We start from the raw sequence: 11,369 nt of genomic DNA, 5'->3' as shown, positions 1-11,369 counted from the left end.
CCACGCTCAACCCGCCGCCCGCATCTGCGCGACCAATGCCTTCATGCCGCGATGCTGGGCATGGCAGATCGCGACGGCGAGCGCGTCCGCCGCGTCGGCCGAGCGTGTCTCGGCCTTCGGCAGCAAGACGCGGATCATCGCCTGCACCTGCTTCTTGTCGGCGTGGCCGACGCCGACCACCGTCTTCTTGACGAGGTTGGCGGCGTATTCGGCGACGCTCAACCCCGCGAGCGAGGGCACGACCAGCGCGATGCCGCGGGCCTGGCCGAGCTTCAGCGCCGATTGCGGATCGCGGTTGATGAAGGTCTCTTCCACCGCTGCCTCATGCGGGCAATGCGCGGCAATGATCTTGTGCAGTCCCTCGTGCAACTGCCGGAGGCGTTCGCCGAGCGGGAGGCTGCCGTCGCTCTCGACGCAGCCGCAGGCGACGAAGGAGAGCTTGCTGCCTTCCGAGACGACGACGCCCCAGCCGGTCTTCCGAAGGCCGGGGTCGATGCCGATGATGCGAATCGCGGGTGCCATGACGGGCTCAAGCTAACGGATGTTTCGGATTTGTCCCGCCCGGAACTTGGGCGGAGATGAATTCCGCTCATCGATCGCATCAAAAAGGAAAGTTGTTCTTGCCGGAGCGTGGCGGGCATGGTTCGCCGGATCGGCCTTACTCATATGCGACGCCATGCCTTTCAGCCTCTCCGCCTTCATGCCCGGCCTGACCTATGACGGCATCGCCGTCCTGCTCGCAGCGACGCTGCTCGGTGGGTTGGTGCGCGGCTTCACCGGCTTCGGCTTTGCGATGGTGTTCATGCCGCTGGCCTCGATGGTGCTCGGGCCGGTGGCGGCGCTAGGGCTGATCTGGTTCATCGACCTGCCCTTCGCCCTGCCGATCGCGGCGAGAAGCGCCCGGCGGGCCGAATGGAGCGAGATCCTGCCGCTTCTGCTGACGGCGACCCTGGCCCTGCCGGCCGGCATCTGGCTCTTGATCTGGCTCGACCGCGAAACCATGCGCTGGCTGCTGGCCGCGCTGGTGCTGGCCGCCGTCGGGCTGATGGCCTCGGGCTGGCGCTATCACGGGCGCCCGACGATCCCGCTCTCGCTCGGGGTGGGCGCGCTGTCGGGCCTGTTCAATGGCATGGCCTCGATCGGCGGCATGCCGCTCGCGGTGTTCTGGCTTGGCGCCCAGCGCAACGACCGGCACAAGACGCGGGCCAATATGCAGGCCTTCTTCGGCGTTTCCACGCTGATCAGCGGCGCCGTGCTGTGGTGGAAGGGCATTCTCATCTTCGGCGCGCTACTGATGGCGGTGCCGCTCTTCGCGGTCTACGGCATCGGGCTGTGGGCCGGCACGCATGGCTTCCGCCTCGCCTCGGAGCAGAGCTTCCGGCGCGGCGCCTATCTGGTGATCTTCCTGAGCGCGCTGATCAGCCTGCCGCTCTGGGATGCGCTGATCGGGCGATGAAGGCCGTCATGCTCGGGCTTGACCCGAGCATCTCGTGACGAGGAGGTGCGGGCGTTTTTCCGGCGCGTCATTCTCGGGTCAAGCCCGAGAATGACGCAGGCTGATATCAGGCGCTGAGCTTGGCCATGATGTCGTCGGCGATCTCGAAATTGGCGAAGACGTTCTGGACGTCGTCGTCATTGTCGAGCGCTTCCATCAACCGCATCATCGATGCCGCTTTTTCCTCATCGAGCGGGGCGGTCGTGGTCGGCCGCCAGACCGGCTTGGCCGAGGCGGGGGCGCCAAGCGAAGCTTCAAGCGCCTTGGAAACTTCGTTCAGCGCGTCGAAGGCGCAGGTGATGACATGGCCGCTCTCGTCCGAGGCGACATCGTCGGCGCCGGCTTCGATCGCGGCTTCCATGACCTTGTCGGCGTCGCCGGCCTCCGGTGGATAGCTGACCTCGCCGACGCGGTTGAACATGAAGGAAACCGAGTTGCTCTCACCGAGCGCGCCGCCGGCCTTGGTGAAGTAGGAGCGGACGGCGGAGGCGGTGCGGTTGCGATTGTCGGTCAGCGCCTCGACGATGACGGCGGCGCCGCCCGGGCCGTAGCCTTCGTAGCGAACTTCGTCGTAGTTATCGCCTTCGCCGCCGGCGGCCTTGTTGATGGCGCGCTGGATATTGTCCTTCGGCATGTTCTCGGCGCGGGCGGCGAGAACCGCCATGCGCAGCCGCGGGTTCATGTTGATATCGGGCATGCCCATCTTGGCGGCGACGGTGATTTCGCGGGCCAGCTTCGAGAACAGCTTGGAGCGCACCGCGTCCTGCTTGCCCTTGCGGTGCATGATGTTCTTGAACTGTGAATGGCCGGCCATGGGGACTCGCTGCCCTTTGAGATGATGGAACCATGGAAACACCGCCCGCGGCGCGCCGGGGCGATCGGAACGGCCTTATAGGCGCCGATTTCCGGGACAGGCAAGCGCCAGTGGGCTCTCGTTGGCGAGATCGACGGCGAAGCGGCCGTTAAGCCATTCTTTGCCATGGCCGAGCAACATGCCGGTGCGCCACGCCGTCATCTTTCAAGCTCGTGAACCAGTGACATCCAACTCCATCGCCGCGCAGGAACACCGCTTTCGCGCCTTCCGGATCTTCAACGAGGATATCGAGCTTCTCGCTTCGCTGTCGGGCTTCGCGCGTAACCGGCTGCCGCAACTGCTTGAGGAACTGCACGAGCAATTCGCGCCCTGGCCGGAAATTGCGCAGGCTCTGCGCCAGCCGGACGTCCACGAGCGGCGGCTGGCGCACTGGATCAGGCTCGCTTCCGGCGATCTTCGGGAGGGTTACATCGAGTCGGCGCGAAAGTTGGCGACTGCCTTTCACGACCATGGCGTGCCGATCTATGCGGTAGTGATCTGCCACGCGATCGTCTCGAACGCGATCATCGTCGAGCTCGGGCTCGACCGGCAGAGCATGATGGGGCTGTCGAGCTTCTGGCAGAGACGCGAGCTCGACCGGCGGATCGCGACGCGCACGGCGCTCTCCAAGGCGACCCAGCTCGACCTGGAGCTGCTGCTCGAGACCTATGCCGTCGTCCAGCAGGAGAACCGCGACCGCACGCGCCAGCAGATCGAGGCGTTCGAGGTCACGGTGAGAGAGGTTGTCGGCGCGGTGAATGCGAGCGCCGGCAAGGTGGAGCGGCTCGCGGCCTCGGTCGAGGACGTGGTCGGCGAGACCAGCGCGCAGGCCAAACGGGCCGCGGGGGCGGCGGGCAGCGCTTCGGACAATGTCAGCAATGTCGCGACCGCGACGAACGAGCTGTCGATCTCTCTCGACCATGTCGCGGCGGAGGTGGTGCGGGCCTCGACCATGGCGCATGAGGCCCATGTCGCGGCCCAGAAGACCGATGCCATCGTCAAGAGTCTTGCTCTTTCGGCGGAGACGATCGGCTCGGTCGTGGAGATGATCCAGACGATCGCCAGCCAGACCAATCTGCTTGCGCTCAATGCCACGATCGAGGCCGCACGCGCCGGCGAGACCGGGCGGGGCTTCGCGGTGGTGGCTACGGAGGTGAAGCAGCTGTCATCACGCACCGCCAAGGCCACGGACGAAATCGCGGCCCAGGTCCCGGCCATGCAGGCGGCGACGCGCGAGGCGGTGACGGCGATCGAGAGCATCGTCGCCTTCGTCAGCCAGGTGAACGGCATCGCCGGCGCGGTCGCGGCCAGCATCGACGAGCAGCGCGCCGCCACGCAGGAAATCGCCCGCAGCGCCGATCAGGCGGCGATGGGCACGCAGGCCAACGCCGAAACCATCGTGCACCTGAACGACCGCGCACAGCAGGCCGGCAAGGCGGTGCATGACGTGCTCGACGTGGCGGGCACCCTGTCCCGCCAAGCCGAGAGCCTGAACCACGCCTTCGACGATCTGGTTCGCCAGCACCGCGCGGTCTGAGACGCGCAGGCTCCTGTGGGTCAGCCCTGCGCCCAGCCGGGCAGGGCCTCGCTGAGATGCGGGCCGACCCGCACGGCCCAGACCGCCTTCGCGAGACCGGTCGCATCATCGATATCGACTGCGACGCCAGACAGCGTGCCTTCGCCGGTGGCCGGCTCCAGCCGCGCGCCCGGCACCTTCTGCAGGAAGCGGCGCACCGGCTCGTCCTTCTGCATGCCGAGCACGGAATCATAATCGCCGCACATCCCGGCATCGGACTGATAGGCCGTGCCTGCCGGGAGGATGCGTGTGTCGGAGGTCGGTGCGTGGGTGTGGGTGCCGACGACGAGGCTGGCGCGGCCATCGAGGAAATAGGCCATGGCCTGCTTTTCGCTCGTCGCCTCGGCATGAACGTCGACGATGACGGCGTCCGCGACCTCGCCGAGCGGGCAAGCGGCGAGCTCGCGCTCGACTGCGGCGAAGGGGTCGTCGAGCGGGTCCATGAAGAGCCGGCCCATGACGTTGACGACGAGGACGCGGGCGCCGTTGCGCGCCTCGATCACGGTGGCGCCGCGGCCGGGCGTGCCGGGCGGGTAGTTCGCCGGGCGGATCAGCCGGTCCTGCCTGGTGATGAAGACAAGCGCCTCGCGCTGGTCCCAGGAATGGTTGCCGAGGGTGACGACATCAGCGCCGGCGGCGAGGATCTCGTCGCAGATCGCCTCGGTGATGCCGAAGCCGCCGGCGGAGTTCTCGCCGTTGATGACGACGCAGTCGAGCTTCCAGGCCTCGCGCAGTGCCGGCAAACGCTCCTGAACCGCGATCCGGCCGGGGCGGCCGACGATGTCACCGAGGAAGAGAAAACGCATGTGGACTCCGGACGCGCAAAGGCGGTTGGCCATACAAGCCCACATCCTGAGGAGCGCCGAAGGCGAGTCCCGAAGGATGTTCCAGGAGGTGCGGGAGCCCACTGAAACATCCTTCGAGACGCCGCGTTCCGCGGCTCCTCAGGATGAGGGCTGTGGAATGGCAGTTCTGTCCTCTTCCGTGACCCGAAAGCCTGCCGGAATCAACCGCAGCGGATGGTGTCGCGCTCGGTCACGATCCAGTCGAGGCGTCGGTCATGCGGCTCGTCCGGCATGGCCTCGATCTCCTGTGCGGCGTAGCCGATGCCGATGCTGACGGTCGGCCCCAGCTCCGTCAGAGCCCGGTCGTAATAGCCCTTGCCGTAGCCGATGCGGTGGCCGCGCCGGTCGAAGGCTGCGAGCGGCACGATCAGGATGGCGGGCTTCGTCTCGGGCTCGGCGGGAGCCGGTACGAGCGTGCCGAAGCCGCCGGGCACGATCGGCTCATAGGGCGCCCAACGGCGGAAGATCATGCGCTTCTCGACGATTGCCGGCAGGCAGAGCGGCAAACCGCGTCCATGCAGCGCTTCGAGGATCGGGCGCGGATCGGCCTCCGAGCGCATCGGCCAATAGGCGGAGACCGGGCCGGGGCTGTCCCAGACGGGCAGAGCGAGGACGCGGGCGGCGATGTCCTGATCCCAGTCGAGCCGGCTGTCGAGATCCAGCGCGTCGCGGCGGGTCAGTGCGGCGTCGCGAAGCGCGGCCTTGCGTGGGGAAGGGGAGACCGGGGGGATGAAAGGCGTATCGGGACGCGTCGTCGTCATGGTCAGGCTGCGGAGCCACCTCGGCCGTGGAGTTTTGAATCCCGGGACACCTACAGAAGTAGGTGGGCGCCGTGTGTCCGGTTCCAAGGATCCGGACAGGGACAGCTCCCTAGGGAGTCGTATGGGCCCGGGGAATGCTGTCTCTCACGCACCAGGCAGCCCCGCTTCGCCAATGTAAGCAAGCCGCCGGCAAAGCGCCAGAGGCGATTTTCCGGCCCGCGCCCAAATGTGCGGGGGCGCCATGAAAATGTTCATATTTTGGCCGTGGTGAGCAAGTGATATAGGAAAGCGCGACATGTTCGGAAAACCGGTTTCATCGATGCTTCCTTCGATCCTTGCCCGTCATCTTTCCCGTTCGGGGCTGGGTGCGCTCGCTTGTGCCGCTGCGCTGTTCGGCGGGGCCGTGCCCGGCTCGGCGCAGGATGCCGCTGACCTGCTGGTGCGCACGACGCGGCTGGAGAACCAGCTGCGCCAGATGTCCGGCCAGATCGAGCAGCTCCAGTTCGAGAACCGCCGCCTCAGCGAACAGGTGCGCAAGTTCCAGGAAGATGTCGATTTCCGCCTGAACGAGAAGGGCGGCGGGCGTCCAGGTGCGGCAGCGCCGAGTGGTGGCGCCCCTGCGGCGCCGCAGCGTCAGCGCCGTGGCGACGCCTTCGATCCGACGATGCAGCAGGGCGCGGCCGGTGCGCCGCAGCAGCTCGGCGGCGGGATCGCCGGCATCATCGAGGATGAGGATGGTGGCGGACCGGCCACGGGCCGGCCGCTCGACCTGCAGGGCGTCGGACGCCCCGTTCCACAGGGCGGCCTGTCGCAGGCCATGCCGCGGGGGGCGAGCGTCGCGGCCGCCAGCGGTCCGCAGAGCGCCAAGGAGGCCTACGACCTCGCCTTCGCCTCGCTTCAGCGCCGGGAATACGAGCAGGCCGAGATGGGCTTTCGCCAGTTCCTGCAGAGCTATCCGCGCGACCGGCTGGCGGTCGACGCCACCTATTGGCTCGGCGAGAGCTATCTGCAGCGGCAGCGCTATCGCGAGGCGGCCGAACAGTTCCTGAAGATCTCGCGGGAATCGCCGAAGGCGACCAAGGCGCCGGACAGCCTACTCAAGCTCGGCATGGCGCTGAACGGGCTCGGCGCCAAGGACCAGGCCTGCGCGACCTATGCCAAGGTCGGCGTCGATTATCCGTCGGCGTCCAATGCGGTGCGTCAGGGCGTGGCGCGCGAGCGCCGTCGCTCCGGCTGCGCTTGAGCGCGCTGCCACAGAATGAAACGTATGTGCCGCCCGTCTCGCCTGTCGAGGCCGGCGAACTCTTTCTGGGGCTGACGCAGGAGCGCTCTCTGCTCGCGGCGGTTTCAGGCGGACCGGATTCGGTCGCGTTGCTGGGGCTGCTGGCCGAATGGGCGCGCGCTCCGGGCCGGCCCTTGCTCCATGCCGCGACCGTCGACCATGGCTTGAGGCCGGAGGCCGCGGCGGAGGCCGCCGCCGTCGCCGCGCTGTGCGCGCGCCTCGGCATCGCGCATGCGATCCTGCGCTGGGAGGGAGAGAAGCCCGCAAGGGGTATCCAGGCTGCGGCCCGGCACGCCCGTTACGCGCTGCTGGCGGGAGAGGCGAAGCGGCTCGGCGGCGCCGCTCTCGTGACTGCCCACACGCTCGACGATCAGGCCGAGACGATGCTGATGCGGCTCGCCCATGGCTCCGGCCCGTCCGGTCTCGTCGGGATGCGGGCCCGAACCGTGAAGGACGGTGTCAAGCTCATCCGCCCGCTTCTCGGCCTCCCGAAGGCGCGGCTCATTGCGGCCGCCCGGGCGCGGGGCCTTCCTTTCGCCAGCGATCCGAGCAATGCCGACCAGCGCTTCGAGCGTGTTCGCTGGCGCGAGATCATGCCGGTTCTCGCTGAGGAGGGGCTGACGGCCGAGCGCTTCGGGCGGATGGCGGAAAGGATGGCGCGGCTGGACGCTGCGGCGAGCCAGCGCGCGCAGGCCGTGTTTGCAGCGGTCGATTTGCCGCGAGAGGCGGGCGAGGACCGGCTGCGGCTCGATTTTTCGGCGCTGATGGCTGAGCCGGACGAGATCGTTCTGCGCGTGGTCGGGCGGGCGCTCGATGCCATCGTGACCACCGGCGACCGCTACCGTCGGCTGGAACGGCTGGAGGATTGCGTGCAGGCGCTGCGTGCCGCGACGAAGACAGGTTCTGCCATGAGACGGACATTGTCCGGCTGCATGATAAGGCTCGGCTCCGACGGCGTTCTGCTCCTCGAACGGGAGCCGCCGCGGCGACGCGGGGTTCACCCTGCGACATCTTAGTGCCCCTACGTCTTCTGTTTCCCTTGGCAAGGGCGACCGCCGCTCCTAGATTAGTCCAGTAAACCCTTGGCCTTATCCGGTTGGTCCGGCAGGCCCGATCGGACTGGTGATGAATCCGAATTTTCGTAATTTCGCCCTCTGGGTGGTGATTTTCCTTCTCGTCCTGGCGCTGGTGACTCTGTTCCAGAGCCCAAGCCAGCGCGCGAGCACCAACGAAATCCCCTACAGCCAGCTCATCAACGAGGCTGAAGCCGGGCGTGTCGCCAATGTCGTGGTTGCCGGACAGGAGATTTCCGGCAGCTTCTCCGATGGCCGCAATTTCGTGACCTATGCGCCCTATGGCGACCCCAACCTCCTGAAGACCATGGCGCAGAAGGGTGTGCAGGTGTCGGCCCGTGCGCCGTCCGAGGGCACGCCGTGGTTCATGGCGCTGCTGGTCAATTCGCTGCCCTTCGTCATCTTCATCGGCCTGTGGATCTTCATGTCCCGCCAGATGCAGAATGGCGCCGGCCGGGCGATGGGCTTCGGCAAGTCGAAGGCCAAGCTGCTGACCGAGGCGCATGGCCGCGTCACCTTCGAGGACGTCGCGGGCATCGACGAGGCCAAGGAAGACCTGCAGGAGATCGTCGAGTTCCTGCGTGATCCGCAGAAGTTCCAGCGGCTGGGCGGGCGCATCCCGCGCGGCGTGCTGCTCGTCGGCCCTCCCGGCACCGGCAAGACCCTCACGGCGCGCGCCGTCGCGGGTGAGGCCAATGTGCCGTTCTTCACCATCTCGGGCTCTGATTTCGTCGAGATGTTCGTCGGCGTCGGCGCGAGCCGCGTCCGCGACATGTTCGAGCAGGCCAAGAAGAATGCGCCCTGCATCATCTTCATCGACGAAATCGACGCGGTCGGCCGTCATCGCGGCGCTGGCCTCGGCGGCGGCAATGACGAGCGCGAGCAGACGCTGAACCAGCTCCTCGTCGAGATGGACGGCTTCGAGCCGAACGAGGGCGTGATCATCATCGCCGCGACCAACCGTCCGGACGTGCTCGACCCGGCGCTGCTGCGCCCGGGCCGCTTCGACCGCCAGATCGTCGTGCCGAACCCGGATGTTGCCGGCCGCGAGAAGATCCTCAAGGTTCATGTCCGCAAGGTGCCGATGGCCCCTGACGTCGATCTCAAGATCCTCGCCCGTGGCACCCCCGGCTTCTCCGGCGCGGACCTGATGAATCTCGTCAACGAAGCCGCGCTGCTGGCGGCCCGTCGTGGCAAGCGCATGGTCACCCATGCCGAGTTCGAGGACGCCAAGGACAAGGTCATGATGGGCGCCGAGCGCAAGTCGATGGCGATGTCCGAGGAAGAGAAGAAGCTGACCGCCTATCACGAGGCCGGCCATGCGATCGTCGGTCTCTATGTCCCGGCCGGCATCCCCGTCCACAAGGCGACGATCATTCCGCGCGGCCGTGCGCTCGGCATGGTCAAGTTCCTGCCGGAGGGCGACCGCTACTCGATGAAGTTCAAGGAGTTCACCTCGCAGCTCGCGGTCGCCATGGGTGGGCGCGTGGCGGAGGAGATGACCTTCGGCCGCGAGAACGTCACCTCAGGCGCGACCGGCGACATCCAGCAGGCGACCAAGATGGCCAAGGCCATGGTCACGCAGATGGGCTATTCGGACGAGCTCGGCATGGTCGCCTATGGCGACAACCAGGAAGAGGTCTTCCTGGGCATGTCGATGGGCCGCAGCCAGTCGGTCTCCGAGGCAACCGCCCAGAAGATCGACGCCGAGGTCAAGCGCCTCGTCGACAATGGCTATCAGGACGCCAAGAAGATCCTGACCGAGCACCATGACGAGTTCGTTTCGGTGGCCGAGGCGCTGCTCGAATTCGAGACGCTGACGGGCGAGGAGATCCGCGACCTGATCGCCGGCAAGCGCCCCTCGCGCGATCTCGACGACACCCCGCACGCCCCGCGCGGTTCGGCCGTGCCGAGCGCCGGCAAGGGCCGCAAGCGCGGCGAGCCGGATGCGGGCATGGAGCCGCAGCCGCAGGTCTGATGCATCAAGCAGCGTTGAAGGAACGGGCGGCCTCAGCGGCCGCCCTTTCTGTTTGACCGGCCACGATGTCACGTTCCGTCATAATTTGTGAGAAGGCGGAAAGATTTTTTGGCTATAGAACACGCACAATCGGGCGTTGCAGCCCCTCGGAAGCGGAACGCAATGACGCGCAAATATTTCGGAACCGACGGCATTCGCGGGCGCGCGAACGGCGTCATCACGCCCGACCTTGCCATGAAGGTCGGCCAGGCGACTGGGCTCGCCTTCCGCCGCGGCGAATATCGCCATCGGGTCGTGATCGGCAAGGATACCCGCCTCTCCGGCTATATGATCGAATATGCCATGGTCGCCGGTTTCACCGCGGTCGGCATGGACGTGTTGCTGCTCGGCCCGATGCCGACGCCGGCCGTCGCCATGCTGACGCGCTCAATGCGCGCGGATCTCGGCGTGATGATCTCGGCCTCGCACAACGCCTATGAGGATAACGGCATCAAGCTGTTCGGGCCCGATGGCTACAAGCTCAACGACGAGGTCGAGCGGGAGATCGAGGCGCTGATCGACGCCGATCTCGGCCCGCGCCTGGCGACGTCGCCGGCGCTCGGCCGGGCCAAGCGCATCGACAGTGCCGATGCGCGCTATGTCGAGTTCGCCAAGCGGACGCTGCCACGCAATCTGAGCCTTGAAGGCCTGCGCATCGTGCTCGATTGCGCCAATGGCGCCGCCTATAAGGTAGCGCCGCAAGCGCTCTGGGAGCTGGGCGCCGAGGTCATCACCATCGGCGTCGAGCCCGACGGCTTCAACATCAACCGCGAGATCGGCTCGACCCATCCTTCGACGCTGATCGAGAAGGTCAAGGAGATGCGCGCCGATGTCGGCATTGCGCTGGATGGCGACGCCGACCGCGTGCTGATCGTCGACGAGCACGGCCATATCGTCGATGGCGACCAGCTCATGGCCGTGATCGCGCGCAGCTGGATGGAAGACGGCCGTCTCTCGGCCCCGGGTATCGTCGCAACCGTGATGTCCAATCTCGGGCTGGAGCGTTATCTGGCGGGGCTGGGCCTCTCATTGGCGCGCACGGCGGTCGGAGACCGCTATGTGCTGGAGCATATGCGCAACCACGGCTTCAACCTTGGGGGCGAGCAGTCCGGCCATATCATCCTTTCGGATTTCGGCACGACCGGCGACGGCCTCGTCGCAGCGCTGCAACTGCTCGCGGTGGTCCAGCGGATGGACAAGCCGGTCTCGGAGGTCTGCCACTGCTTCGAGCCGCTGCCGCAGATTCTCAAGAATGTGCGCTACAAGGCCGGCAAGCCGCTGGAGGAACAGCCCGTGATCAGCGCGATCGAGGCGGCGAAGCAGTTGCTGGGCGATAGCGGGCGCCTGGTGATCCGCCCGTCCGGAACCGAACCGGTGATCCGCGTCATGGCGGAGGGCGACGACCGCGATCTGGTCGAGCGCGCCGTGGACGATGTGGTCGATGCGGTGACGAAGGCCGCGGCCTGA

The 11,369-nt window shown here is 66.9% G+C and carries 10 protein-coding genes and 1 other RNA gene; 6 read left to right on the top strand and 5 right to left on the bottom strand.

Going from position 1 to position 11,369, the window contains the following annotated elements:
- Positions 1–6: 6 nt before the first annotated feature.
- On the bottom strand, positions 7–522 hold the full coding sequence (gene ruvC / locus AB4Z16_RS04710) for a crossover junction endodeoxyribonuclease RuvC (RefSeq protein WP_441510186.1): 516 nt from the start codon (positions 520–522) through the stop codon (positions 7–9).
- A 154-nt stretch (positions 523–676) separates the two neighbouring features.
- Here ruvC and AB4Z16_RS04705 point away from each other — a divergent pair, with 154 nt between their 5' ends.
- A complete protein-coding gene (locus AB4Z16_RS04705; RefSeq protein WP_441510185.1) occupies positions 677–1,456 on the top strand; it encodes a sulfite exporter TauE/SafE family protein in 780 nt (259 codons plus the stop codon).
- A 106-nt stretch (positions 1,457–1,562) separates the two neighbouring features.
- Here the strand turns inward: AB4Z16_RS04705 and AB4Z16_RS04700 are convergent, their stop codons facing one another.
- Positions 1,563–2,309 carry a YebC/PmpR family DNA-binding transcriptional regulator gene (locus AB4Z16_RS04700; RefSeq protein WP_441510184.1) on the bottom strand — a complete coding sequence of 249 codons (747 nt, stop codon included), beginning with the start codon at positions 2,307–2,309 and terminating at the stop codon, positions 1,563–1,565.
- Between the two features lie 220 nt (positions 2,310–2,529).
- On the opposite strand from AB4Z16_RS04700, the gene AB4Z16_RS04695 reads away from it, so the two are divergent.
- A complete protein-coding gene (locus tag AB4Z16_RS04695; protein ID WP_441510183.1) occupies positions 2,530–3,885 on the top strand; it encodes a methyl-accepting chemotaxis protein in 1,356 nt (451 codons plus the stop codon).
- A gap of 20 nt (positions 3,886–3,905) precedes the next feature.
- Here the strand turns inward: AB4Z16_RS04695 and AB4Z16_RS04690 are convergent, their stop codons facing one another.
- From AB4Z16_RS04690 to ssrS, 3 genes are all read right to left on the bottom strand, one after another.
- Entirely contained in the window at positions 3,906–4,730 is an 825-nt protein-coding gene (locus tag AB4Z16_RS04690) for a TIGR00282 family metallophosphoesterase (RefSeq protein ID WP_441510182.1), read from the bottom strand.
- A gap of 200 nt (positions 4,731–4,930) precedes the next feature.
- A complete protein-coding gene (locus AB4Z16_RS04685) occupies positions 4,931–5,530 on the bottom strand; it encodes a 5-formyltetrahydrofolate cyclo-ligase (protein ID WP_441510181.1) in 600 nt (199 codons plus the stop codon).
- An 8-nt stretch (positions 5,531–5,538) separates the two neighbouring features.
- A non-coding RNA gene (gene ssrS / locus AB4Z16_RS04680) (6S RNA) lies at positions 5,539–5,695 on the bottom strand.
- A 154-nt stretch (positions 5,696–5,849) separates the two neighbouring features.
- Here ssrS and ybgF point away from each other — a divergent pair.
- From ybgF to glmM, 4 genes are all read left to right on the top strand, one after another.
- The gene (gene ybgF, locus AB4Z16_RS04675) at positions 5,850–6,773 is read left to right on the top strand and encodes a tol-pal system protein YbgF (RefSeq protein WP_441510180.1); all 924 of its coding nucleotides are present in this window, start codon (positions 5,850–5,852) and stop codon (positions 6,771–6,773) included.
- A gap of 26 nt (positions 6,774–6,799) precedes the next feature.
- Positions 6,800–7,828, top strand: a complete 1,029-nt coding sequence (tilS, locus tag AB4Z16_RS04670) for a tRNA lysidine(34) synthetase TilS (RefSeq protein ID WP_441510179.1) — start codon at positions 6,800–6,802, stop codon at positions 7,826–7,828.
- A gap of 109 nt (positions 7,829–7,937) precedes the next feature.
- Entirely contained in the window at positions 7,938–9,863 is a 1,926-nt protein-coding gene (gene ftsH, locus AB4Z16_RS04665; protein ID WP_441510178.1) for an ATP-dependent zinc metalloprotease FtsH, read from the top strand.
- 162 nt (positions 9,864–10,025) lie between these two features.
- On the top strand, positions 10,026–11,369 hold the full coding sequence (gene glmM / locus AB4Z16_RS04660; protein WP_441510177.1) for a phosphoglucosamine mutase: 1,344 nt from the start codon (positions 10,026–10,028) through the stop codon (positions 11,367–11,369).

Origin of the sequence: Allobosea sp. TAF32 (assembly GCF_052113585.1) — a bacterium.
Taxonomy (GTDB): Bacteria; Pseudomonadota; Alphaproteobacteria; order Rhizobiales; family Beijerinckiaceae; genus Allobosea.
Note: the sequence above shows the minus strand (reverse complement) of the source record. Positions and strands in the feature narration are given on the sequence as shown.